Origin of the sequence: Elioraea tepida (assembly GCF_019203965.1) — a bacterium.
Taxonomy (GTDB): domain Bacteria; phylum Pseudomonadota; class Alphaproteobacteria; order Acetobacterales; family Acetobacteraceae; genus Elioraea_A; species Elioraea_A tepida.
The window spans coordinates 1,778,666-1,801,196 of sequence record NZ_CP076448.1 but is presented as its reverse complement, the minus strand read 5'-3'; the positions used below and the strand labels follow the sequence as shown (position 1 = coordinate 1,801,196).

Genomic DNA, 22,531 nt, shown 5'->3' with positions numbered 1-22,531 from the left:
ATGGAGGCCCTGCTCTCCCAGTGGCCGGCATGGGCGCCGGTCGCGCTCGTGCTCCTCCTCGCGATCCTCCTTCTTGTGCTGGCGCGCCGGTCGGCGGTGCCGGCCGAACTTGCCGCAGCCGTAAACGCGCTGCGCGACCAGCAGGCGATGCTTGCGGGCCGCCTCGACCAGATCGGGCGCGACCAGCAGGCCCAGGCGATGGCGCTCAGCGCGCAGGAAGCGGCGCTCGCCGACCGGCTCGCCGCGCAGGAGCGCGCCCTCTCGGCCGCGGTCGATACGCTGAAGGAACGACTTGATGCGCGCCTTGCGTCGGCCGCGCAGGCGACCCTTGAGAGCCTCGGCAAGGTCGGCGAGCGGCTCGCCGTGATCGACCAGGCGCAGCGGACGATCGCCGCGCTCTCCGAGCAGGTGACGGGGCTTCAGACCCTGCTCGGCAACAAGCAGGCGCGCGGGGCGTTCGCGGAAGCGCAGCTGATGGCTCTGGTGCGCGACGTGCTGGCGCCAAGCGAGTATGCGGAGCAGCACACGCTCTCGAACGGCACGCGCGTCGATTGCCTCCTCAAGCTGCCCGATCCGCCAGGGCCGGTCGGCGTCGACAGCAAGTTCCCGCTCGAGGCCTTCCGGCGGCTTCGGTCCGCCGAGGCGGAGGCGGACCGCAAGGCGGCCGAGCGCCAGTTCGCCGCCGATGTGCTGAAGCATGTGCGCGACATCGCGGCGAAGTACATCCTGCCCGGCGAGACGGCGGACAGCGCTCTCCTGTTCGTTCCCTCCGAGGCCGTCTACGCCACGCTGCATGCCGAATTCCCTGCTGTGATCGAGGAGGCGTTCCGCAGGCGCGTCTGGATCGTCTCGCCGACGACGATGATGGCGATCCTCAACACCATGCGGGCCGTCGCACGGGATGCGCGGATGCGCCGGGAAGCGCGGACCATCCAGTACCATGTGGAGCGTCTGGCGGAGGATGTCCGCCGCCTCGCCGAGCGTGTCGAGCAGCTCAAGCGCCACTTCGGCCAGGCGCAGGAGGACGTCCGGCAGATCGCGATCTCGACCGAGAAGATCGAGCGCCAAGCGGAACGGATCGCCGAGGTGAGGCTCGACGACCCGCCGTCGCCGCTGCCGACGCCGTGACGACGCAGCTCGTCTCCGCGCTCGGGCTCTTCGCCTTCGCCGCCCTCGCCTGGGGTTTCGGGCGCGTGCGGGGCCCCGCTGCCGTGCCCTGGCGTCTGATCCTGGTGGGGCTTGCCGTGCAGCTTGCGCTCGCGGCTTTGCTTCTGTGGCTTCCCCCCGTGCGCGCAGCGCTCGGCGCGATCGGCTCGGCCGTTGACGCGCTCGCGCGCGCGACCGAGGCCGGCACGGCGCTCGTGTTCGGCTATCTCGGGGGCGCGCCGCTCCCCTTCGCCGAGACCGGGCCGGGCTCCTCCTTCATCCTCGCCTTCCGGGCGCTGCCCCTGATCCTCGTGGTCGGGGCCCTCTCGGCGCTGCTGTACCATCTCGGCGTCCTGCCGCTCGCGGTGCGCGGCATGGCGGTTCTGCTTGCGCGCGGCTTCAACCTTGGCGGCGCGGCCGGTTTCGCCACCGCGGCCAACGTCTTCGTCGGCATGATCGAGGCGCCGTTGCTCGTCCGCCCCTGGCTCGCGGGGCTCTCCCGCGCCGATCTCTTCGTGGTGATGACGGCGGGGCTTGCCACCATCTCGGGCAACACGCTCGCGGTCTATTCCGTTTTCCTGCGCGACGTCCTGCCCGACGCGGCCGGACAGCTCGTCGCCGCAAGCCTCGTCAGCGCGCCGGCGGCGGTGCTGGTCGCGCGTCTGATGCTGCCGCCTGACCCGGGCAGCAGCGAGGCGGAAGCGCTGCCGCCGCCTCGGCTCTACGCTGGCGCGATGGAGGCGGTCGCCCGCGGCACGGCGGACGGGCTCGCCATCCTGCTCGGGGTGATCGCGGCGCTCGTCGTGTTCGTCGCGCTCGTCGCCCTGATCAACGCCGCACTCGTTCCGATCGCGGGCGTCACGCTCGAGAAGATCGCGGCCTGGCTGATGCGGCCCGTCGCGCTCGCGATGGGGATCGGCGGAGCGGAGGCGGCGGAGGCGTCGCGGCTCCTGGGGCTCAAGCTCGTGATCAACGAGTTCGTCGCCTATCTCGACTTCGCACGCTCGGGCGCAGTGCTATCGGAACGGACGCGGATCATCCTCGCCTGGGCGCTCTGCGGCTTCGCCAACCCGGGCTCGATGGGGATCATCGTCGGGGGCTTGGGCGCGCTCGTGCCCGAGCGTCGGGGCGAGATCGCCACGCTCGGCCCTGCCGCGACGCTCGCCGGCACGCTCGCCTGCTGCATGACGGGGGCGGCGGTGGGAGCGCTCCTGCCCGGATGACCGTTTCGCTCACGGTTGCGTGAGATGGATGGCCGGACCTTCACTCTTCCCCCGCCCGCGCCACGTCTGAGGGGCAGCAACACGAGAGGGGTGTGTGAGGGGTGCGACGATGCTGTCGGTTGTCCTCGTGGTCCTGACGGTCGCAGCCGGTGCGGCGATGCTCGGTGGGCGAGAGGCTTGCCGGACGCGGGCGTGCGTTCGCTCGCCCTGCCGCTGCGCAACGCAGCGCATGCGTCGCTAGGCGGGCCGTCGCGCGGCAAGCGCCGCGGCGATCGTTCCGTCGTCGAGATAGACGAGCTCTCCGCCCACGGGCACGCCGTGGGCGAGCTGTGTGATCGCAACCCCCGTCGCGCGCAGCCGCTCGGCAAGGTAGTGCGCCGTCGTCTGGCCATCGACCGTCGCCGAGGTGGCGAGGATCACCTCCCGCACCCCGCCCGAGGCCACCCGGCGAATCAGCGTCTCGATCGCGAGGTCTTCCGGCCGCTGTCCCGCGAGCGCCGAGAGCGTGCCGCCGAGCACGTGGTAGAGACCGCGATGCGCGGCCGCGCGCTCGAGCGCCCAGAGGTCGCCCACCGTCTCGACCACGCAGATCGTGCCGCGGTCACGACGCTGATCGGCGCAGAGCCCGCAGGGGTCGGACGTGTCGAGGTTGCCGCACACGGAACAGGGGCGGATCGCCTCGGCCGCCGCCGCGAGCGCCTCGGCGAGCGGGCGCATCAGCGTCTCCCGCTTCTGCAGGAGCGCAAGCGCGGCGCGGCGCGCGCTGCGCGGCCCGAGCCCCGGCACCTTGGCGAGCAGCAGGATCAGCCGCTCGAGCTCGGGCCCCATCGGCCCGGGGCCTGGCATCGGCTCAGAACGGGAGCTTGAGACCCGCCGGCAGGGCGAGGCCGCCTGTCAGCTTGCCCATCTCCTCCGCCACCATCGCCTCCGACTTCGCCCGGGCGTCGGCAAGGGCGGCGACCACGAGGTCCTCGAGCACCTCGACCTCTTCCGGATCGACGAGCGAGCGGTCGATCTTGAGCCGCCTGACCTCGCCCTTGCCCGTCATCGTGACGCGCACCATGCCCGCGCCGGCCACGCCCTCGACCTCGGCCTGGGCGAGGCGCTCCTGCATCTCGTGCATGCGCGCCTGCATCTCCTGCGCCTGCTTCATCATGTTGGCGAGATTCTTCATCCGTCCTCGTCCTCGTTCGTATCGTCGTCGACAGCCGCATCCGGCAGCATGGCACGCGGGCGGATCGCCTCGATCGTCGCACCGGGGAAGGTGTTGAGGATCGCCCGCACGAGCGGCTCCTGCTCGATTGCGGCGCGCAGGCGGGCGGCCTCCGCCTGTTCGAGCTCGGCGAGAGTCGGCGATCCCGCTTCGGTCGAGATCGCGACCGTCCAGCGCCGGCCGGTCGCCTCCGAGAGCAGGGCGGCGATTCGGGAGGCGAGGTCGCGCGGCGCGTCCTCGTCGGGGCGTATCTCGAGAAGCCCGGGCTCGATCCGGACGAGATGGACGCGGCTTGCGATCAGTGCCGCGAGCGTCGGTTCCCGGCGCGCCGCGGCGAGAGCAGCGATGTCGGCGAGGCTCGCGATCGCGGGCACGGAGCCGGGGGGCGGAGCGGGCTCAGGCGCTGGCTCCGGCAGAGGCCGCCCTGCCCCGCCGGCGATGGCGCGGAGCGCGCCGCCGCCGCCGCCCGGGGCCCGGGGGGGCGACGGCGACGTAGCCTGATCGCTGGCGAGGCGTCGGATGATCTCGCCCGGTGTGGGCAGGTCGGCGACATGGGCGAGCCGGATCAGAACCATCTCGGCGGCGGCGAGCCGGTCAGGCGCCTCGTTCACCTCCGCAAGCCCCTTGAGGAGCATCTGCCAGGCACGGCCGAGCTGCGGCAGCGGAAGCGCGGCGGCGAGCGACGCACCGCGCGTCCGCTCGGCCTCGGAGAGGGCCGCGCTCTCGGCGAGCGCGGGCGCGAGCTTGAGCCGTGTGACCGTGTGGGTGACGGCGAGCAGATCGGCGATCACCACGCCCGGGTCGGCGCCGACAGAATTCGCTTCCGCGAGCAAGGCCAACGCCTCGGCCACCCGTCCCGACATCACCGCCTCGAACAGGTCGAACACCGCCTCGCGGTCGGCGAGCCCGAGCATGTCGCGCACCGACGCCTCGGTGACCGGGCCGTCGCCCGCGAGCGCGATCGCCTGGTCAAGCAGCGACAGCCCGTCGCGCACCGAGCCGTCGGCGGCGCGGGCGATCAGGCGCAGAGCGCCCTCCTCGACGGAAGCCCCCTCCTTCGCGGCGATGCTGCGGAAATGCTCGGCGAGCCGCGCCGAGTCGATGCGCCTCAGATCGAAGCGCTGGCAGCGGGAGAGGACGGTGACCGGAACCTTGCGGATCTCGGTGGTGGCGAAAATGAAGGTCACATGCGCGGGCGGCTCCTCGAGCGTCTTGAGCAGAGCGTTGAACGCGTTGCGCGAGAGCATGTGCACTTCGTCGATGATGTAGACCTTCTGCCGCGCCGAAAGCGGGCGGAAGCGCACGCCCTCGATGATCTCGCGGATGTCATCGACGCCGGTGCGGGAGGCGGCGTCCATCTCGATCACGTCGGGGTGCCGGTCCTCGGCGATGGCGCGGCAATTGGCGCACACACCGCAGGGCGTGATGGTGGGGCGGTCGTTCGCCCCATCGGGGCCGAGACAGTTGAGGGCGCGGGCGATGATGCGGGCGGTCGTCGTTTTGCCCACGCCGCGCACGCCGGTGAGCATGAAGGCATGGGCGATCCGCCCGGAGGCGAAGGCGTTGGTCAGCGTGCGCACCATCGCCTCCTGGCCGATCAGCTCCGCGAACTCCTGCGGCCGGTATTTCCGGGCGAGCACGCGGTAGGGAGGCGGCGCGGCCGCGGCGGCGGGTGCGGGGGACTGCGCCAGGGCGTCGCCAAACAGGCCAAGGCCCTCCTGCGGCGGGGGAGCGCCCTGAAGCGGCGGCTCGTCTCCGAACAGGTTGGCCATCGCGTCCCGGCGGCGGGGGAGAGGGTGGGAGGCTGGCGGGCGACCCGGGCAAGAACCCGTTACGGCTGCTTCCTTCCGGACCTGACCGGGTTGGCGAGGAGCCCGTCCGCCGCCAACCTCCCAAGCCATGGTCTAGCACGCCGCGGCACGTCACGGCCACCCCCGCAGCGGGCGGCCCGTCCGAACCCGCATGGACGCGGACGGCGACGCGTGGCAGGGTCACGCCCGCCCGCCGATGAGCCTCGCACGCCGACCGAATCCGTATACGGGAAGCCCGCTCGACCGCGCCGCGCACCGGCGCGACGACGCTGCTTTCATCGCCCGCGCGCTCGCTGACCCCGACACGCTGTTCGCTCCGGTCTGGCGGACGAAGTCGCTCCTGCGCGGCCTCGAGAGCGGCTCGCCCGAGGCCGTGTTCCTCACCACCCTCGCCGCCGCGGCCATCGGGCTCGAGCGGCGCCGGCACGCCTTCCTCGGCCTCTGGGGAGAGCGCGCGGTGTTCGCGCTCGACCTCTCCGACGTCGACGACCCCGAGCCGCTCGTCGCCGAGCTCGGCGGCGTCGCCTTCGCTGACATCCGCACGGTGGCGGGGCAGCTTGACCCCGCCGAAGCGGCGGTGCTTGCGCAGGCGCGCGGGCTGATGCACTGGCAGGGCCGGCACGGGTTCTGTTGCGTCTGCGGCGGGCGCTGCGAGCCGCGCAGCGCCGGGCATGTGATGGCCTGCCTCGCGTGCGGGGCGACGCACTTCCCGCGCACTGACCCGGCCGTGATCATGCTCGTCTCGCACCGCGACGCGGCGGGCGTCGAACGCTGCCTGCTCGCGCACAGCCACCGTTTCCCGCTCGCACGCATGTATTCGACGCTCGCCGGCTTCGTCGAACCGGGCGAGAGCCTCGAGGAAGCGGTGGCGCGTGAGGTGTTCGAGGAGGCGGGCCTCGTGGTGCGCGACGTGCGTTACCACTCGAGCCAGCCCTGGCCCTTCCCCTCCTCCATCATGCTCGGCTTCTACGCGGTCGCCGACGACCCCACCCTCAGGATCGACACGGAGGAACTCAAGGACGCGCGCTGGTTCACCCGCGAGGAGATCCGCGACATCGAAAAGCTCGGGCTGCGCCTGCCGCGGGTCGACAGCATCGCGCGACGCCTGATCGAGGACTGGGTGGAGAGATGAGGGCGGCGAGGCTCATGGCCCTGCTCGCGCTCGCCGGCTGCGGCATCGGGCGCTCCGAACTGCCGGTTCCGGCCGGCCTCGCCGCGGACGACCCGCGCGTCATCGCCTGCCGGAGCGAGGCGGCCGACGCACCGGCCGTGCGCGAAATCGCCCGACGCCAGCCCTCCCTGACCCAGGGCGAGGCGCATGACCGCTGGCGCGACGAGCTCGCCTGGGCGGAGCGGAACATCTACACGGCCTGTCTTGTGCGCGAAGGCGCGCTCGGCCAGGCGGGCTTCAGCGTCGAGCCGGCCCGGCCCGTCCGGTTCGGCGAGGAGGGCCGCCCGCCGCCGGCAGCTCCCGCGGCCGGGCCGCAGCCGACGCCGCGGGCACCGTCGGGATACTGACCGCGAGAGGCTGGGCCGGCCGGGTCGTCGCCCCGCTCAGTCCCCCGACGCCATCTGCAGACGGTAGGGGTGGGCGCGGTAGACGCCGAGCACGCGGGTCTCGCGCGAGAAGAACTGCAGCTCCTCGAGCGCGCGCCGCAGCGGCCCCTGTTCCGGGTGGCCCTCGACGTCGCACAGGAATTGGGTGGCGGTGAAGGCGCCGCCTACCATGTAGCTTTCGAGCTTGGTCAGGTTCACGCCGTTGGTGGCGAAGCCGCCAAGCGCCTTGTAGAGAGCGGCCGGAACGTTCCGAACGCGGAAGACAAACGTCGTCATCAACCCGGGCGTGTCGGGCGGCGGCGGAGCGGCCTCGCGCGCCATCACGTAGAAGCGGGTGGTGTTGTGCGGCGCGTCCTCGACGTTCCGCCGCAGGATCTCGAGCCCGTAGATCTCGGCGGCAAGCGCGGAGGCGATCGCCGCATCCTCGGTGCCGCCGAGCTCGGCGACGTGCGCGGCAGCTCCCGCCGTGTCGGCCTCGATCACCGGCTCGAGGCCGAGCTCGCGCAGCACGTTCCGCACCTGGCCGAGCGCGACCGCGTGGCTGCGCGCGCGCTTGAGCCCCGCAAGCGTGGCGCCCTTCGGCGCAAGCAGGCAGTGCTCGACGCGCTGGAACTGCTCCGCCACCACATACAGGCCGCTGTCGGGCAGGAGCCGGTGGATGTCGGGCACCCGGCCGGCGAGGCTGTTCTCGCAGGGCAGCATGGCGAGCTGCGCGCGCCCCTCGCGCACGGCCGCGATCGCATCCTCGAAGCTCGGGCAGGGAAGGGTGCGCATCTTCGGATAGGCGGTGCGGCAGGCGAGGTCGGAATAGGCCCCGGGCAGGCCCTGGAAGGCGATCACGCCCTCCGTCGCAGCAGGTTTGGTCACGGGTCGTGTCCTTCGAGGAGAACGCGCGCCCGCGCAAGATCCTCCGGCGTGTCGACGCCGAAGGGGGCGGTTGTGATCCGCGTGCATGCGATCGTCATGTTGGCCTCGAGGGCGCGCAGCTGCTCGAGCTTCTCGCGCTGTTCGAGCCCCGAGGGCGGCAGAGCGACAAACCGAGCGAGCGCCGGCCGGCGCCAAGCATAGATGCCGATGTGGTGCCACAGCGGCCCGGGGCCGTAGGGCACCGGCAGGCGCGAGAAGTAGAGCGCCCGGGCCGAGTCCTGGCCCTCGCCGAACACCACCGCCGCCTTGACGAAATTCGGCGCCATCGCCTCCGAGGCGTCGTGGATGGCGGTGACCAGGGTGGCGATGTCGACGGCCGGGTCGGCCAGCGGGCGGAGCACGGCGCGGATCGCCTCCGGCTCGAGCGTCGGAAGGTCGCCCTGGAGGTTCACCACCACGTCGTGGCGTCCTTCCGCGTCGAGCGCGCAGAGGGCGGCGAAGCAGCGGTCCGAGCCGGAGGGAAGGTCAGGGTCGGTGAGCACCGCGGTGCCGCCGGCCGAGCGGACGGCGGCGGCGATCTCCTCCTCGGCGCAGGCGACCGCGACGGGCCCGACCCCGGCCGCGCGGGCGCGATCGAGCACATGCAGGATCATCGGCCGGCCGGCGATCGGCGCGAGCGGCTTGCCGGGCAGGCGCGACGACGCCATGCGGGCCGGGATCAGGACGATCGGGCGCATCGGAGCGGGCGTCTCAGCATGCTGCTCTGCGGCAAGAGGGTTGAGGGGCGGCGGGCGATGCCCTAATGGACTGCCGCGCGCCTGAAAAGCCCCAGCTCCGCGGGGCAGGGCGTAGCGTGGGTTGCGAGGAGCCGGGATCACGCCATGAGCATGGAACTGAACAAGATGCTTGCCGCGATCCTGACGGCTGGCATCGTTTTCATGGTCACGGGCATCATCGGCGATGCGCTCGTGCACCCCAAGCGGCTCGAGCGATCGGTGCTCGAGATCGCCGGCGCCCCGGCCGGTGGTGACGCGGCAGCGCCGGCCGCCCCCGCCGCCCCTGCGATCGAGCCGATCGGGCCGCTGCTCGCCTCCGCCAACCCGCAGAACGGCCAGGCGATCGCGCAGCGCCAGTGCGCCTCCTGCCACAGCTTCAACCAGGGTGGCCGGAACGGCGTCGGCCCCAATCTCTGGGGCATCGTCGGCGCGCCGCATGCCCATGCCGAGGGCTTCCAGTACTCGGCGGCGCTTGTCGGCATGCGCGACCGGCCGTGGGATTACGAGGAGCTCAACCAGTTCCTCGCCGCGCCCCGGGCCTACGCCCCCGGAACCCGGATGGCGTTCAACGGCATCGCCTCCGCGGCGCAGCGCGCTGACGTGATCGCCTTCCTCCGCAGCCTCGCCGCCGAACCGAAGCCGCTTCCCTGACGCCCGACGTGGGGCTTGACCTCGAGGCGGCCGCACGGGTTGCCGAGGCGGCGGCCGACGTTGCGGCCGCCGTTGCGCGCCCCTTCTTCCGCGAGCGCCTCTCCATCCTCCGCAAGGGGGATGCGAGCCCGGTGACAGCGGCCGACCGGGCGGCCGAGCGGGCGATCCGCGCCCTGCTCGCCGAGCGCTTCCCCGATCACGGCGTGATCGGCGAGGAGTTCGGGGCGGAACGCGAGGCGAGCCCCTGGCAATGGGTGCTCGACCCGATCGACGGCACCAAGAGCTTCATCACCGGCCGGCCGAGCTTCACCACGCTGATCGGCCTCCTGCACGAGGGCGTGCCGGTGCTCGGGGTGATCAACCAGCCGATCACGGGAGAGCGCTGGATCGGGCTGGCCGGCCGGCCGACGCGCTTCTCCGCCCCGCCGGGCTTCGCCGCCGCCGTCGGCACGCGCCAGGGTGTCGCGCTCGCCGAGGCGCAGCTCTCCTGCACCACACTCGACCTCTTCACGCCGGACAGTCGGCCGCGCTGGGAGCGGCTCGCCGCCCGCGTCGGGCAGGTGACCTGGGGCGGCGATGCCTACGCGCATGGCCTGCTCGCCCTCGGCTGCCTCGATCTCATCGCCGAGACCACCTACAAGCCGTGGGACTGGGCAGCGCTCGTTCCCGTGATCGAGGGCGCAGGCGGGGTGATTACCGACTGGTCCGGCGCGCCGCTCCGCCTCGGCGCCGACGGCTCGGTGCTCGCGGCCGGGTCGGCGGCTCTGCACGCCGAGGCGCTCGCCGTGCTGGCCGTGGCGTGAGCGCTGTGTCGGCGTGGTAAGGCTGCTGGCGGCGGCGTGACCGGCGCGTGGCCCGTTCTCCCTTGCGGCGCGCATCACGCTGCATGATCTAATCGGGCGGGACGTGCCCGTCGGCCCGAGGAGAGCCTGCGATGAAGCGCCGCGCGATCGTTTCGGCAACACTGGCCGCACCCCTTGTCGCGGCGCTTCCGCGGCGCGTCGTGGCGGCATCGGGCTCGACCCGCACGCACGCGCTGTCGCTTCTGGGTGAGCCGCGCTACAAGCCGGGCTTCACGCACTTCTCCTACGTCAACCCCGACGCGCCGAAGGGCGGCGAGGTCACGCTCGCCGCGATCGGCAGCTTCGACAGTTTCAACCCGTTCATCGTCCGCGGCGTGCCCGCAGCCGGCGTGTCCATGCTCTGGATGACGCTGTTGCGCGGCAGCCAGGACGAGGCCTCGACCGAGTATGCCCACCTCGCCGAGGCGATCGAGCTCGCCAATGACCGCACCTGGGTGGCGTTCGAGCTCCACCCCGACGCGGTCTGGCATGACGGGCGTCCGATCACCGCCGAGGACGTCGCCTGGACCTTCGCCACGCTGCGCCAGCACGGGCGGCCGTTCTTCCGCGCCTACTGGGCGGATGTGACCAACGTTCTGGTCGAGGGCCCCCGCCGCGTCGTGTTCCGGTTCAAGGACGGCTCGAACCGCGAGCTGCCGCTGATCCTTGGCCAGCTCTCTGTCCTGCCGAAGCACTGGTGGGAGGGGCGCGATTTCACCCGGCCCCTGCTCGAGCCGCCGCTCGGCTCCGGCGCCTACCGGATCGAGAGCTTCGAGGCGGGCCGCACCGTCACCTATCGCCGCGTGCCGGACTTCTGGGGGCGCGACCTGCCGACAAAAAAAGGCACCGACAACTTTGATGTGATGCGCTACGAATATTTCCGTGACGCAACGGTTGCGTTCGAGGCCTTCAAGGCCGGGCAGATCGACTTCCGCACCGAGAACATCGCCAAGGAGTGGGCCACCGGCTACGACTTCCCCGCCCGGCGCCGCGGCCTCGTGAAGCTCGAGGAGATCCCCCACGAGCTGCCCACCGGCATGCAGGCCTTCGTGATGAACATCCGCCGCCCACTGTTCCAGGACAGGCGCGTGCGCGAGGCGCTGATGCTCGCCTTCGACTTCGAGTGGTCGAACCGCAACCTGTTCTTCGACGCCTATGCGCGCACCACCTCCTACTTCTCGAACAGCGAGCTCGCCTCCTCCGGCTTGCCTGAGGGCGAGGAGCTCAAGCTGCTCGAACGCTTCCGCGGCCGCGTGCCGGAGGAAGTGTTCAGCCGCGAGTTTAAGCTTCCGGTGACGGACGGCTCGGGCAACAACCGCGAGAATCTCCGCCGCGCGCTCACGCTCCTGCAGCAGGCCGGCTGGACGGTGCGCAACCAGCGGCTGGTCGACGCCCAGGGCCGTCCCTTCAGCTTCGAGCTCCTCCTCTCCTCGCCTTCCTTCGAGCGCGTTGCCCTTCCCTACGCGCAGCAGCTGCAGCGCCTAGGCATCGAGATGCGGGTGCGCACGGTCGACACCGCGCAGTACCAGGCGCGGATGGATTCGTTCGACTTCGACATGACCGTCGATGTGTTCGGTCAGTCGCTCTCGCCCGGCAACGAGCAGCGCGACTACTGGACCTGCGCGAAGGCGCGCGAGGAAGGCTCGCGCAACTCGATCGGCATCTGCGACCCGGTGATCGACGAGCTCGTCGAGCTCGTCATCTCCGCCCCAGACCGGGAGCAGCTCATCATCCGCACCCGTGCGCTCGATCGCGTCCTGCTCTGGGGCCACTACGTCGTGCCGCACTGGCACAGCCGCACCTTCCGGGTGGCGTTCTGGGACAAGTTCGACCGCCCCGCCACCCCGCCGCGCTACGGCCTCGGCTTCGACACCTGGTGGATCGACCCCGAGCGCGAGCGCCGGCTCGCCGAGGCGCGGCGGTCAGGCTGACGCAAGGCACTCCGCCCCGCGATGGGAGCCTACATCCTCCGGCGTCTGCTGCTCGTCATCCCGACGCTGTTCGGGATCATGGTGATCAACTTCGTCGTCATCCAGTTCGCCCCCGGCGGCCCGGTGGAGCAGATGATCGCCGAACTGCGGGGCACGGCAGTGGCGGCGACGGAACGGATTGCCGGCGGCCAGGGAGAGATGGTCCGCCCGCAGGGTGACGTCGCGGCCGGGGGCGGCGGGACGGAGAGCCTCTATCGCGGCGCGCGCGGCCTTGACCCGGCGATCGTGAAGGAGATCGAGCGCATGTTCGGCTTCGACAAGCCGCCGCTCGAACGCTTCGTCGACATGATGGTGAACTACCTCACCTTCGACTTCGGCCGCTCCTTCTTCCGTGACCGTTCCGTCGTCGAGCTGATCCTCGAGAAGATGCCGGTCTCGATCTCGCTCGGGCTGTGGACCACCCTGCTCGTCTACCTGATCTCGATCCCCTTGGGCGTGCGCAAGGCGGTGCGCGACGGCAGCCGCTTCGATGTGTGGACCTCCGCCGTGGTGCTGGTGGGCTACGCCATCCCGGGCTTTCTGTTCGCGATCCTGCTCGTCGTCCTGTTCGCGGGCGGGTCGTTCCTCCAGTGGTTCCCCCTGCGGGGGCTGACGAGCCCCGGCTGGTCGGAGATGAGCCTGGGCGCGAAGATCATCGACTATTTCTGGCACCTCGCCCTGCCGCTGACGGCGATGGTGATCGGCGGCTTCGCGTCGCTCACGCTGCTGACCAAGAACTCGTTCCTCGACGAGATCGGCAAGCAATATGTGATGACAGCGCGCGCCAAGGGCGCGTCGGAGGCGCGCGTCCTCTACGGCCACGTGTTCCGCAACGCGATGCTGCTCATCATCGCGGGCTTTCCGTCCGCCTTCATCGGCATCCTGTTCACCGGCGCGCTCCTGATCGAGATCATCTTCAGCCTCGACGGGCTCGGCCTGCTCGGCTTCGAGGCGGCGATTCGCCGCGACTATCCGGTGATGTTCGGCACGCTCTACATGTTCACGCTGCTCGGGCTCGTCATGCAGATCGTGGGCGACCTGATGTACACGGTGGTCGATCCGCGGATCGACTTCGAGGCGCGGCTCTGACCTCGGCCGATGCGACTGTCGCCGCTCAACCGCCGCAGGCTCGCCAATTTCCGCGCCAACCGCCGCGGCTATTGGAGCCTCTGGATCTTCGCAACACTCTTCACGATCACCCTGTTCGCCGAGCTGATCGCGAACGACCGCCCGCTGCTCGTGCGCTATGACGGCGCGTTCTTCTTCCCCGTGCTTGTCGACTATCCCGAAACGACCTTCGGCGGCTTCTTCCCCACCCGAACTGACTATCACGACCCCGAGGTCCAGGCCCTGATCAACGAGAAGGGCTGGATGGTCTGGCCGGCGATCCCGTTCAGCTACCAGACGGTGGTCAAGGGCCTGCCGGTGCCCGCCCCCTCCCCGCCGTCCTCCCTCAACCTCCTCGGCACCGACGACCAGGCACGCGACGTGCTCGCCCGTGTCATCTACGGCTTTCGCATCTCGGTCCTGTTCGGCTTCACGCTCACGATCATCTCCTCGATCATCGGCATCGCCGCCGGAGCGGTTCAGGGCTACTACGGCGGCTGGGTCGATCTCGCCTTCCAGCGCTTCATCGAGATCTGGTCCGGCCTGCCCACGCTTTATCTCCTGATCATCCTCGCCTCGATCATCACGCCGAGCTTCTGGATCCTGCTTCTGTTCCTGCTGCTGTTCTCCTGGATGGGGCTCGTCGGCGTGGTGCGCGCCGAGTTCCTGCGCGGGCGGAACTTCGACTACGTGCGCGCCGCCAAGGCGTTGGGGATGTCCGACATCCGGGTGATGGCGCGGCACATCCTCCCCAACGCAATGGTCGCCACCCTTACCTTCATGCCGTTTATCCTCGCGGGCTCCGTCACCGCGCTCACGAGCCTCGACTTCCTCGGCTTCGGCCTGCCTCCCGGCTCGCCCTCGCTCGGCGAGCTTCTGGCGCAGGGCAAGAACAACCTCCAAGCGCCCTGGCTCGGCATCACCGGCTTCGTGGTGCTCGCGCTGCAGCTGACGCTTCTGACGTTCATCGGCGAGGCGGTGCGCGACGCCTTCGACCCGCGCAAGCTCCCGGGAGGGAGGCGGTGAGCGAGCCCCTGCTCGCGGTGCGCGATCTCGGCGTCACCTTTCATGTCGCGGGGCGCGACGTGGTCGGCGTGGAGGGCGCCTCCTTCACGCTCGACCGTGGCGAGACGCTCGCGCTTGTGGGCGAGAGCGGCTCGGGGAAATCGGTCACCGCACTCTCGGTGCTCCAGCTCCTGCCCTATCCTGCGGCGCGCCACCCGGAAGGCTCCTCGATCCGTCTTGCCGGGCGCGAAATGATCGGCGCCGATGCGGCGACCTTGCGCGAGGCGCGCGGCGGCATCGCCGGGATGGTGTTCCAGGAGCCGATGACGAGCCTCAACCCGCTGCACACGATCGAGAAGCAGATCGTCGAGGCGATCGAGCTGCACCGGCCGCTGTCGCGTGCTGCGGCGCGCGAGCGCGCCATCGAGTGCCTCGCCATGGCGGGGTTTCCCGACGCGGCGAGGCGGCTCGGCGCCTATCCGCACCAGCTCTCGGGTGGGCAGAGGCAGCGCGTGATGATCGCGATGGCGCTCGCCAACAACCCGGCGCTGCTGATTGCCGACGAGCCGACCACGGCGCTCGACGTCACGATCCAGGCGCAGATCCTGAAGCTGCTCGCCGAGCTCAAGGAGCGGCTTCGGATGGCGCTTCTCCTGATCACGCATGACCTCGCGATCGTGCGGCGCTTCGCTGACCGCGTATGCGTGATGCAGAAGGGCAGAATCGTCGAACAAGGCAGGGTCGCGGACGTGTTCGGCGCGCCGCAGCACCCCTATACGCGGATGCTGCTCGCGGCCGAACCGAAAGGGGTGCCCGCTCCGGTGGCTCCCGACGCGCCCGAGGTGATGGCGGGCATCGACGTGAAGGTCCACTTCCCGGTCAGGCGTGGGCTGTTGCGCCGGACCGTCGCAGTGGTCAAGGCCTGCGACGGGGTGACGGTGCGCGTGCGCGAGGGCGAGACGGTCGGGCTCGTCGGCGAGTCAGGCTCGGGCAAGACGACGATGGGGCTCGCGCTGCTCGGGCTCGAGCGATCAGAAGGCGAGATCCGTTTCGAGGGGCGCCCGATCCAGGGGCTCGGCCGGGCGGCAATGCGCCCGCTTCGCCGGCGGATGCAGATCGTGTTCCAGGACCCCTACGGCTCGCTCTCGCCGCGCATGTCGGTGGCCGAGATCGTCGGCGAGGGGCTAGCAATCCATGCCCGGCACCTCTCCGCCGTAGAGCGCGAGCGCCTGGTGGCCGAGGCCCTCGTCGAGGTCGGGCTCGACCCTGCCGCAGCGGAGCGCTACCCGCACGAGTTCTCGGGCGGGCAGAGGCAGCGGATCGCGATCGCCCGCGCGCTCGTGCTCAAGCCACGCTTCGTGGTGCTCGACGAGCCGACCTCGGCGCTCGACATGTCGGTGCAGGCGCAGATCGTCGAGCTGCTGCGGGGGCTTCAGGAGCGGCACCGGCTCGCATATCTCTTCATCAGCCATGACCTCAAGGTGGTGCGCGCGATGGCGCATCACGTGGTGGTGCTGAAGGACGGCAAGGTGGTGGAACAGGGTGAGACAAGCGCGGTGATGGACAATCCCCGCGAGCCCTACACGCGGGCGCTGATGGATGCCGCCTTCGCGCTCAAGGCCACCGAGGGCGACGTGGTGCGGAGCTGAGCGGGTGGCGGATCGTTCCGTTCGCGCGGCGCATGCGCGGCTTGACCGGCTTCTGCGCGAGCGCCGGCTCACGCTCGGCGTCAACATCGGGCTGATGAACCGGCCCGGAAGCCCGGTGTTCCGCCGGATCGAGACCGCGCTGCCGATCTTTCTCGGGATCATGGGCGTGGTCATCGCGGTCGCGATCGGGGGCTTTCCGCTCGGGCTGCTGGCGCTGACCGCTGGCCTCGCTGTCTGGTTCCTGGTCATCCTGCCGCGCCTCAAGGACCAGGTGTACGAGCGCACCTTGGGCTACATCAGCAGCGATCCGGAGGCGTTCCTGCGCGTGTGGGAGGCGGGTGCCGTGACGCTGCGTCGCGGCGGCGAGGAGTGCCGCCCCCCGGGCGGCGACGGGGCGGCCTTCGTGCGTGAGACGCGGACGCAACAGGAGCAGGACCGGGAAGACGGCCTCGCATGAGCGCGCTTCTGCTCTCGACCAAGCCCGCGACGATGGAGGTGTGGCGCCGGGAGCTCCTCGCGCTCGACCCCAGCCTCGACATACGCCTCTTCCCCGACACCGGCCCGGTCGAGGACATCATCGCTGCGGTGACCTGGAACCACCCGCCCGAGGACCTCTACCGCTATCCGAACCTCAGGCTTCTGATCTCGATGGGCGCGGGCGTCGACCACCTGTTCCGACCGCCGGGGCCGCCGCCCGGTGTTGCCGTGGTTCGGCTCGTCGATCGGCTTCTGACAACGGCGATGAGCGAGTATGTGCTGCTCGCGGTGCTGCGGCATCACCGGCAGGATGCCGGCTATCGCGCGCTCCAGGCGGCACGGGTGTGGGAGGAGCTTCCCGCCCCGGACACCGAGGTGACGCGGATCGGCATCATGGGCCTCGGCACGCTCGGGGGGGATGCGGCGCGCAAGCTCCGCGCCTTAGGCTTCCGGGTCGCCGGCTGGTCGCGCACGCCGAAAGCGCTTGATGGGATCGAAACCTTCTCCGGCCCCGAGGCGCTGTTTCCTTTTCTTGCGCGCACCGACATCCTCGTCTGCCTGCTGCCGCTGACGCCGGCGACCGAAGGAATCATCAACGCGCGCACGCTCGCCGCCCTGCCGCGCGGCGCGTATCTCATCAACGCCGCGCGTGGCGGGCACGTGGTGGAGGAGGACCTGCTTGCCGCGCTCGACGCGGGGCAGATCAGCGGTGCGGCGCTCGACGTGTTCCGCACCGAGCCTCTGCCACCCGACCATCCGTTCTGGACGCACCCGAAGGTGATCGTCACGCCGCATGTGGCGTCGATCACGATCCCGCGCAGTGTGGCCCCGCAGGTCGTTGAGAACCTTGCGCGGCTTCGCGAGGGGCGGCCGCTGCTCAACGTCGTGGACGTGTCCGTCGGCTATTGACGCGGGCAGAGTGCGCGCACGACAGGCCCCGGGCTCGACCGAGCCCAGGCCCGTTTCGTTTTCGAACGAGTCGCGCCCCTGCGGGGGCGCCGTGCCGCCTCAGCCGGCCCGGCGCATCCCGGCGCTTCGGCCGGTGCCGTTCGCCTCGTTCATGATCTTGCGCAGCTCGCGCAGGAAAGCCGCCCCTTTCAGCGTCTGCTGAACGATCACGCTGCGGCGATCCTGCGGGTCGACCTTGCGGCGGGCGAGGTCGAGCTCGCCGAGCCGGTCGAGCGCACGGGTGATCGCGGGCTTCGACACGTTCAGCGTGTGCGCGAGCCCACGCACGGTATGGGGGCCCTCGGTCAGATAGACCGTCAGGAACACACCGAGCTGGCGGGCGGAGAGGTCGGGCCCATCGCGGCGAACGAGTGCGACGATGGTCTCACGGAGCACGGAGAGAAGGTGCTCGCTGGCGGGATTGGTTGCCATATCATTGTCCTCATGCAGATGTCGCGGAACCGTTCCGGCCGCGCTGCGCAGTGATGTATTGCATTTTCCGGAAAATGCCAGACCCCGGAACGAAAAAGTTACAGCGACGTGATCAACTCCGCCTGACACGGGATCGGACCTGCCTTGCATCCACGACATGCCGCCGCCGCAGCGCCGGCCGGGCGCGCTCCTTGCCCCCGCCGCGGCCGATCAGGCCGGCGGGAAACGCCGCCTGAGCATGCGGAAGACGGCGCGCAGCCCGGTCGCCTCGCCGCCCTCCGCCCGGCCCGGCCGCGCGTGATCGTTCCAGGCGTAGAGGTCAAGATGCGCCCACGGCGTGCCTGGGGAGATGAAACGCTCAAGGAACAACGCGGCGACGACCGCGCCCGCATGCGTGTTGCCGGCGACGTTCGCGAGCTCCGCCGGCCCCTTCTCGAGCCAGGCGCGGTAGGGCTGCCACAGGGGAAGACGCCACAGCGGGTCCTCGGCTTCCGTTCCGGCCGCGAGCAGATCGGCCGCAAGCGCGTCGTCATTCGCGAACAGCGCCACGAGGTCGGGCCCGAGCGCGACGCGCGCCGCCCCCGTGAGTGTGGCGAAATCGAGCAAGATCGCGGGGTTTTCGGCATCGGCATCGGCGAGCAGGTCGCACAGGACGAGCCGCCCCTCGGCATCGGTGTTGCCGATCTCGACCGTCACGCCCTTGCGTGTGCGCACCACGTCGAGCGGCCGCATCGCATGCGCGCCAATCGCGTTCTCGACCGCCCCCACAAGCAGCCTAAGCCGCACCGGCAGCCCCGCCTGCATCACGAGCCGCGCCACCCCGAGCGCGACCGCCGCCCCGCCCATGTCCTTCTTCATCCTGAGCATCGCCGCGGGCGGCTTGAGATCGTAGCCGCCGGTGTCGAAGCACACCCCCTTGCCGCAGAGGGCGACGAGCGGGGCGTCCGGCCCGGCCCCGCTCCAGGCGAGCTCGGCGACGACCGGCGGCCGGGCGCTGCCGCGGCCGACCATCGCCACGGCAGGGTAGGCCTCGGCGAGCCTGTCGCCTTCGGTCAGCGTCACCCGTGCGCCGGCGACCCGGCCCACCTCCGCCACCGCTTCGGCGAGCTCGGCCGGCCCGAGCAGATTCGCAGGGTGGTTGATCAGGTCGCGCGTCGCCCAGACCGCTTCCGCCTCGAGGCGGGCGAACCCTTGGCCTGGGCCGAGAGCGAGACGCGGCGGCATCCGACCCGGCTTGAAGCGGCCGTAGCGATAGGCGCCGAGCGCCCAGCCGAGCGTGGCCGCCTCCGCCTCGGCCACACCCTCGAGGTGCCACGCGCTCGCCTCCGGCAGGGACGCAGCGGCAGAGGCGAAGGCGGCGAGCACCGACCCGCCCTCGCCGAGCCCGACCAGGGCGCCGGCAAGACCGTCGGCCCCTGGCAGGAGCAGCGTCTCGCCCGACTTAGCCGAGAACCCGGCGGCGCTGGCGAAACGACGCGACGCCTCGGGCAGGGTCGCGAGCACCGCAGCGAGGCTTCCGGGAGAGGCGGCGAGCAGGGGAAGGGTCGCCGCGCCATCGGGCGCGAAACAGGGGAGCATGGCCCCTCCTCGGGCGGGGTGGCGGACAAGGCGGGCGGATGTGACGGCCGCGTGACGGCACGCGTCGCGGCGGATAGCCAAACCCGCCCGGCGGTGCAAGGCCGGGCCGATCGGTCCGGCGTGTGCGATGGCCTCGCGGGCGCGGGCGGGGTAGACCTGCAGCCGGAATGAGCCGCCGGGAATGACACCGCTGTCGCGGATCGCCTCGCCGCCAGAGGTGCGTGCACGGCTCGCGGCATCGCTCCTGCTCGCCGCCGCCTGCCTGTTCTGGGCGGGAAACTTCGTGGTCGGACGCGCCGCTGCGGGCGGGATCCCCCCCGCCGGCCTCGCCCTCTGGCGCTGGGTCGTCGCGGGCCTCGTCCTTGCCCCATTCACCGCCCGGACGCTCTGGGCAGAGCGGGCCGGGCTCGCGCAGGCAGCGCGGATCCTCCTCGCGCTCGGCCTGCTCGGCGTCTGCGGCTTCACCACCCTTACCTATGTCGCCCTCAACAAGACCGAGGCGATCAACGCCGCACTCGCCAACAGCCTGATTCCACTCGCCATTCTCGCCGCGGCGAGCGTGCTCGACCGGGAGCGGCCGAGGCGGGCGAAGATGTCCGGCCTCGCCCTGTCTCTCGCTGGGGTCGCGGTGGTGGTCGCGCGGGGCGACCCGGCCGCGCTGGCGGGGCTTGCGGTGAACGCCGGTGACCTCCTGTTGCTCGTCGCGGTCGTCGCCTGGGCGCTCTACACGGTTCTGTTGCGCCGGGTCCCGGGGGAGCTCGGCGCCCGGCTCGGGCCGCTCGGGCTGTTGGCCGCGACCATCGTGTTCGGGCTGCCGCCACTCTGGCTCTGCCGGCTCGGGGAGCTCGCTTTCGGTGGCGGGCCCATGCCGTCGGACGCGGCGTCGCTCGGCGTCGTCGCCTAGATGGGCCTGTTCCCCTCGCTTGCCTCCTATCTCTGCTGGCACCGCGGGGTGGCGCTGATCGGCCCGGCCGCGTCCGGGCCCTTCCTGCACCTGATGCCGCTGTTCTCGGCCGCGCTTGCCGTGCCGCTGCTCGGCGAGGCGGTGCGGCCGTTCCATGCGCTTGGCCTCGTGCTCATCCTCGCCGGCGTGGCGATGGCGGGGCGGCGATGAGGATGTTCCGCGCCCGCTCGCCTCTCTCCGGCGTCGGCCTGATGCTGGTGGCGATGGCGCTGTTCTCGGTCATGGGCGCCTGCGCCAAGGCGGTGCTCGCCTCGGGCCTGCCGTTGCCGATCGTGCTCCTGTCGCGGGCACTGATCACGATGCTGGTGCTCGCGCCGTGGCTCGCGCGCCGCGGTGGGGCGGGCTTGGTCGCCACCCGCAGGCCCTGGCTGCATCTTGGGCGCGGTCTCTGCGGCCTTGCCGCGATGGGGTTCTCGACGCTTGCGCTGACGCTGATCCCGCTTGCGGACGCGATCGCTCTCAACCAGGCGCGCCCGCTCTGGCTGCTCGTGATCGCGGTGCTGTTCCTCGGCGAGAGGGTCGGCTGGCGGCGGCCGCTCGCCGCTCTCGTGGGGTTCGCAGGCGTGCTCGTCGTCGCCTTCGGCAAGCGCGGCGCGGGCGCAGGCCTCGGCCTCAATCCGGGCACCGCGGTGGCGCTTGCCGCCTCGATCGCCGGGGCGGGTGTTGGCGCCTTCGTCTGCCGGCTCGCGGCGGTGGGCGAGCCGCCGTTCCGGGTCGTGTTCCTCTACGGGGTGATCAGCCTGGTCGCCTGGACGCCGCCGAGCCTCGCTGTCTGGCAGGCGCCGACGGGAACGCAGCTCGCGCTCCTCCTGGCCGCGGGGCTGGCCGCGATCGCGGGCGACTTCCTGGCCTCGATCGCTCTGCGGCGGGCGGAGGCGAGCCTGCTCGCCCCGGTCGAATTCGCGCAGGTGCCGCTCGGGGCGGTGATCGGCTTCCTCGTCTTCGGCGAACGGCCGGGCTGGCCGCTCTTCGCCGGGGTGGCGCTGATGCTCGGCTCGGTCGCCTACATCGCCCGGCGGGAGGCGCAGCTCGCGCGCCTCCGTCGCGTCCCTGTTGCAGGGGCGACACCCGGTCTATGAGGCAGCCCATGCCAGACCTGCACGACGCCTCCCTGCGCGCCGAATGGCACCGCTACTACTCGCCGAAACGGAGCGCGCATCAGCACATGCAGCTCGAGCTCCTCGGCCGCATTCCGGCGCGGCGGGTGCTCGAGATCGGGCCCTATCTCGGCTACGTCACCGCGCTTCTCGACAATGCCGGCTACGCCGTCGAAACCCTCGATTTCGGCCCGCGCGCCTTCGCCCGGCCGGACGTGCCACACCACGACGTCGACCTCACCACGCTGGCGCCCGGCACGCTCACGGGGTTCGATGCCATTCTCTGCTGCGAGACGCTCGAGCATATCCCTTGGGAGACGGCGCAGGCGACGCTGCGCACGCTCGCCGCGACCGGCAGCCGGTTCCTGATCGTTTCGGTGCCCTGGTCGGGAGCGGATCTCACGCTGTCGCTGCACGTGACGCCGCATTGGCTCCGCGCCAAGCTGGCGCTGAAATGGCCGAAGAGCTGGCGGCGGTTCACCCCGTCATCCGGGCTGATGGAGCACCACTGGGAGGTCGGCTACCGCGGCAACCTCGCTCGCCGCCTGGGAGCGGGCGCTCGCCGCCGCCGGCTGGAGGATCCGCGAGCGCGTCTTCACGACGCCGACCCGCAGCGTGATGCATCTCTGCGCCAACACGACCCTCACCCGCGCGACGGAACAAGACGGGTCCTCTGTCCCCTGAGCACGGAGACCCTGTCGCCGACCCGCAACCCGTCCTCGTTGTCCTGGATCACGGCGATCGTCCCGCCGCTCTCCAGTTGGACGATGAACTCGGCTGCGACCCGTCCGGTCATTGACCGTTCCAACGCACCGCCGGCGACGCCGCCCGCCACCGCTCCGGCGATCCCGGCAAGCAGGTTCGACCGCCAGTCGCCGCCGATGAAACTGCCCGCCACCCCGCCGGCCGCCCCGCCGATCAGCGTTCCGGTGTGGCCCGTTCCCTCGACCGAGACGGGGCGGATCGAGACGATGGTGCCGCGCTCCACCGCCGCCGCCTGGTTCACCTCCCGGCTCTCATAGACGTTCGGTCCGGGCCCGCGGGCGCAGCCCGAGGCGACCAGGCCGGCGACGCAGAGGCCGAAGACCAACTTCACAGACGAATGCATGGAAACCCCCTCCGCGACGGCTCTCCGTCCTTCTCCAGCCAGCCGCCTCTGTGGCCCTTGGGCAACAGAATGCCGTCACGATGGCGAACATGCCACCCTTCGCCCGCTAC

At 71.2% G+C, this 22,531-nt stretch carries 23 protein-coding genes and 1 other RNA gene; 15 read left to right on the top strand and 9 right to left on the bottom strand.

Annotation, left to right across the window (positions count from 1 at the left end; all coding sequences use genetic code 11):
- Positions 1 to 1,128: a DNA recombination protein RmuC gene (locus KO353_RS08675; RefSeq protein WP_218284280.1), complete on the top strand. Its 1,128-nt coding sequence runs from the start codon at positions 1 to 3 to the stop codon at positions 1,126 to 1,128.
- Complete coding sequence (locus KO353_RS08670) at positions 1,125 to 2,369, top strand: NupC/NupG family nucleoside CNT transporter (RefSeq protein WP_218284279.1); 1,245 nt, start codon at positions 1,125 to 1,127, stop codon at positions 2,367 to 2,369. Before KO353_RS08675 ends, KO353_RS08670 begins: the two co-directional genes overlap by 4 nt.
- 237 nt (positions 2,370 to 2,606) lie before the next feature.
- Here the strand turns inward: KO353_RS08670 and recR are convergent, their stop codons facing one another.
- The 4 genes from recR to ffs form a co-directional block, all read right to left on the bottom strand.
- On the bottom strand, positions 2,607 to 3,215 hold the full coding sequence (gene recR, locus KO353_RS08665; RefSeq protein ID WP_235691758.1) for a recombination mediator RecR: 609 nt from the start codon (positions 3,213 to 3,215) through the stop codon (positions 2,607 to 2,609).
- Positions 3,216 to 3,219: 4 nt separating this feature from the next.
- A complete protein-coding gene (locus KO353_RS08660) occupies positions 3,220 to 3,543 on the bottom strand; it encodes a YbaB/EbfC family nucleoid-associated protein (RefSeq protein WP_218284278.1) in 324 nt (107 codons plus the stop codon).
- Positions 3,540 to 5,354: a DNA polymerase III subunit gamma/tau gene (locus KO353_RS08655; protein ID WP_218284277.1), complete on the bottom strand. Its 1,815-nt coding sequence runs from the start codon at positions 5,352 to 5,354 to the stop codon at positions 3,540 to 3,542. The genes KO353_RS08660 and KO353_RS08655 overlap by 4 nt, the downstream gene beginning before the upstream one ends.
- A gap of 27 nt (positions 5,355 to 5,381) precedes the next feature.
- An RNA gene (gene ffs, locus KO353_RS08650) (signal recognition particle sRNA small type) lies at positions 5,382 to 5,472 on the bottom strand.
- A gap of 117 nt (positions 5,473 to 5,589) precedes the next feature.
- On the opposite strand from ffs, the gene nudC reads away from it, so the two are divergent.
- Both nudC and KO353_RS08640 read left to right on the top strand, forming a co-directional pair.
- Complete coding sequence (gene nudC / locus KO353_RS08645; protein ID WP_218284276.1) at positions 5,590 to 6,525, top strand: NAD(+) diphosphatase; 936 nt, start codon at positions 5,590 to 5,592, stop codon at positions 6,523 to 6,525.
- Positions 6,522 to 6,911, top strand: coding sequence for a hypothetical protein (locus tag KO353_RS08640; protein ID WP_218284275.1), 390 nt, complete (start codon positions 6,522 to 6,524; stop codon positions 6,909 to 6,911). The genes nudC and KO353_RS08640 overlap by 4 nt, the downstream gene beginning before the upstream one ends.
- A gap of 36 nt (positions 6,912 to 6,947) precedes the next feature.
- Here the strand turns inward: KO353_RS08640 and KO353_RS08635 are convergent, their stop codons facing one another.
- On the bottom strand, positions 6,948 to 7,817 hold the full coding sequence (locus KO353_RS08635) for a prephenate dehydratase (protein ID WP_235691757.1): 870 nt from the start codon (positions 7,815 to 7,817) through the stop codon (positions 6,948 to 6,950).
- Complete coding sequence (locus KO353_RS08630) at positions 7,814 to 8,554, bottom strand: 3-deoxy-manno-octulosonate cytidylyltransferase (protein WP_218284273.1); 741 nt, start codon at positions 8,552 to 8,554, stop codon at positions 7,814 to 7,816. Before KO353_RS08630 ends, KO353_RS08635 begins: the two co-directional genes overlap by 4 nt.
- 144 nt (positions 8,555 to 8,698) lie before the next feature.
- Between KO353_RS08630 and KO353_RS08625 the strand changes: the two genes are divergently transcribed.
- The 8 genes from KO353_RS08625 (at position 8,699) to KO353_RS08590 (ending at position 17,203) form a co-directional block, all read left to right on the top strand.
- Positions 8,699 to 9,244, top strand: a complete 546-nt coding sequence (locus KO353_RS08625; protein ID WP_218284272.1) for a c-type cytochrome — start codon at positions 8,699 to 8,701, stop codon at positions 9,242 to 9,244.
- 8 nt (positions 9,245 to 9,252) lie between these two features.
- Entirely contained in the window at positions 9,253 to 10,047 is a 795-nt protein-coding gene (locus tag KO353_RS08620) for an inositol monophosphatase family protein (RefSeq protein WP_218284271.1), read from the top strand.
- A gap of 131 nt (positions 10,048 to 10,178) precedes the next feature.
- A complete protein-coding gene (locus KO353_RS08615) occupies positions 10,179 to 12,017 on the top strand; it encodes an extracellular solute-binding protein (RefSeq protein WP_218284270.1) in 1,839 nt (612 codons plus the stop codon).
- A gap of 21 nt (positions 12,018 to 12,038) precedes the next feature.
- Positions 12,039 to 13,145, top strand: coding sequence for a microcin C ABC transporter permease YejB (locus KO353_RS08610; protein WP_218284269.1), 1,107 nt, complete (start codon positions 12,039 to 12,041; stop codon positions 13,143 to 13,145).
- Positions 13,146 to 13,160: 15 nt separating this feature from the next.
- Entirely contained in the window at positions 13,161 to 14,189 is a 1,029-nt protein-coding gene (locus KO353_RS08605) for an ABC transporter permease (RefSeq protein WP_235692106.1), read from the top strand.
- The gene (locus KO353_RS08600; RefSeq protein WP_218284267.1) at positions 14,186 to 15,817 is read left to right on the top strand and encodes an ABC transporter ATP-binding protein; all 1,632 of its coding nucleotides are present in this window, start codon (positions 14,186 to 14,188) and stop codon (positions 15,815 to 15,817) included. The genes KO353_RS08605 and KO353_RS08600 overlap by 4 nt, the downstream gene beginning before the upstream one ends.
- A gap of 4 nt (positions 15,818 to 15,821) precedes the next feature.
- Positions 15,822 to 16,274, top strand: a complete 453-nt coding sequence (locus KO353_RS08595; RefSeq protein ID WP_218284266.1) for a hypothetical protein — start codon at positions 15,822 to 15,824, stop codon at positions 16,272 to 16,274.
- Positions 16,271 to 17,203, top strand: coding sequence for a 2-hydroxyacid dehydrogenase (locus tag KO353_RS08590; protein ID WP_218284265.1), 933 nt, complete (start codon positions 16,271 to 16,273; stop codon positions 17,201 to 17,203). Before KO353_RS08595 ends, KO353_RS08590 begins: the two co-directional genes overlap by 4 nt.
- Before the next feature lie 99 nt (positions 17,204 to 17,302).
- On the opposite strand, the gene KO353_RS08585 is transcribed toward KO353_RS08590, so the two are convergent.
- Both KO353_RS08585 and KO353_RS08580 read right to left on the bottom strand, forming a co-directional pair.
- The gene (locus KO353_RS08585; protein ID WP_218284264.1) at positions 17,303 to 17,674 is read right to left on the bottom strand and encodes a MarR family transcriptional regulator; all 372 of its coding nucleotides are present in this window, start codon (positions 17,672 to 17,674) and stop codon (positions 17,303 to 17,305) included.
- A gap of 210 nt (positions 17,675 to 17,884) precedes the next feature.
- Positions 17,885 to 19,252 (bottom strand): leucyl aminopeptidase family protein, encoded by a 1,368-nt coding sequence (locus KO353_RS08580; RefSeq protein ID WP_218284263.1) that lies wholly within the window; start codon positions 19,250 to 19,252, stop codon positions 17,885 to 17,887.
- A gap of 181 nt (positions 19,253 to 19,433) precedes the next feature.
- On the opposite strand from KO353_RS08580, the gene KO353_RS08575 reads away from it, so the two are divergent.
- Genes KO353_RS08575 through KO353_RS08565 form a run of 3 tightly spaced genes read left to right on the top strand, consistent with a single transcriptional unit; the run spans position 19,434 to position 21,295 of the window.
- Positions 19,434 to 20,156 (top strand): DMT family transporter, encoded by a 723-nt coding sequence (locus KO353_RS08575; protein ID WP_218284262.1) that lies wholly within the window; start codon positions 19,434 to 19,436, stop codon positions 20,154 to 20,156.
- Positions 20,157 to 20,366 carry an EamA family transporter gene (locus KO353_RS08570; RefSeq protein WP_218284261.1) on the top strand — a complete coding sequence of 70 codons (210 nt, stop codon included), beginning with the start codon at positions 20,157 to 20,159 and terminating at the stop codon, positions 20,364 to 20,366.
- Positions 20,363 to 21,295, top strand: coding sequence for a DMT family transporter (locus tag KO353_RS08565; RefSeq protein WP_218284260.1), 933 nt, complete (start codon positions 20,363 to 20,365; stop codon positions 21,293 to 21,295). Before KO353_RS08570 ends, KO353_RS08565 begins: the two co-directional genes overlap by 4 nt.
- A 661-nt stretch (positions 21,296 to 21,956) precedes the next feature.
- On the opposite strand, the gene KO353_RS08560 is transcribed toward KO353_RS08565, so the two are convergent.
- The gene (locus tag KO353_RS08560; RefSeq protein ID WP_218284259.1) at positions 21,957 to 22,421 is read right to left on the bottom strand and encodes an outer membrane lipoprotein; all 465 of its coding nucleotides are present in this window, start codon (positions 22,419 to 22,421) and stop codon (positions 21,957 to 21,959) included.
- Positions 22,422 to 22,531: the final 110 nt, after the last annotated feature.

Bases quoted from the DNA above. Each gene is read 5' to 3' on its own strand.
- KO353_RS08615 (WP_218284270.1), top strand. From the start codon at position 10,179: ATGAAGCGCCGCGCGATCGTTTCGGCAACACTGGCCGCACCCCTTGTC.
- KO353_RS08590 (WP_218284265.1), top strand. From the start codon at position 16,271: ATGAGCGCGCTTCTGCTCTCGACCAAGCCCGCGACGATGGAGGTGTGG.
- nudC (WP_218284276.1), top strand. From the start codon at position 5,590: ATGAGCCTCGCACGCCGACCGAATCCGTATACGGGAAGCCCGCTCGAC.
- KO353_RS08610 (WP_218284269.1), top strand. From the start codon at position 12,039: ATGGGAGCCTACATCCTCCGGCGTCTGCTGCTCGTCATCCCGACGCTG.
- KO353_RS08625 (WP_218284272.1), top strand. From the start codon at position 8,699: ATGAGCATGGAACTGAACAAGATGCTTGCCGCGATCCTGACGGCTGGC.
- KO353_RS08655 (WP_218284277.1), bottom strand. From the start codon at position 5,354: ATGGCCAACCTGTTCGGAGACGAGCCGCCGCTTCAGGGCGCTCCCCCG.
- KO353_RS08585 (WP_218284264.1), bottom strand. From the start codon at position 17,674: ATGGCAACCAATCCCGCCAGCGAGCACCTTCTCTCCGTGCTCCGTGAG.
- recR (WP_235691758.1), bottom strand. From the start codon at position 3,215: ATGCCAGGCCCCGGGCCGATGGGGCCCGAGCTCGAGCGGCTGATCCTG.
- KO353_RS08630 (WP_218284273.1), bottom strand. From the start codon at position 8,554: ATGCGCCCGATCGTCCTGATCCCGGCCCGCATGGCGTCGTCGCGCCTG.
- KO353_RS08660 (WP_218284278.1), bottom strand. From the start codon at position 3,543: ATGAAGAATCTCGCCAACATGATGAAGCAGGCGCAGGAGATGCAGGCG.
- KO353_RS08575 (WP_218284262.1), top strand. From the start codon at position 19,434: ATGACACCGCTGTCGCGGATCGCCTCGCCGCCAGAGGTGCGTGCACGG.
- KO353_RS08580 (WP_218284263.1), bottom strand. From the start codon at position 19,252: ATGCTCCCCTGTTTCGCGCCCGATGGCGCGGCGACCCTTCCCCTGCTC.
- KO353_RS08640 (WP_218284275.1), top strand. From the start codon at position 6,522: ATGAGGGCGGCGAGGCTCATGGCCCTGCTCGCGCTCGCCGGCTGCGGC.
- KO353_RS08560 (WP_218284259.1), bottom strand. From the start codon at position 22,421: ATGCATTCGTCTGTGAAGTTGGTCTTCGGCCTCTGCGTCGCCGGCCTG.
- KO353_RS08565 (WP_218284260.1), top strand. From the start codon at position 20,363: ATGAGGATGTTCCGCGCCCGCTCGCCTCTCTCCGGCGTCGGCCTGATG.
- KO353_RS08675 (WP_218284280.1), top strand. From the start codon at position 1: ATGGAGGCCCTGCTCTCCCAGTGGCCGGCATGGGCGCCGGTCGCGCTC.
- KO353_RS08570 (WP_218284261.1), top strand. From the start codon at position 20,157: ATGGGCCTGTTCCCCTCGCTTGCCTCCTATCTCTGCTGGCACCGCGGG.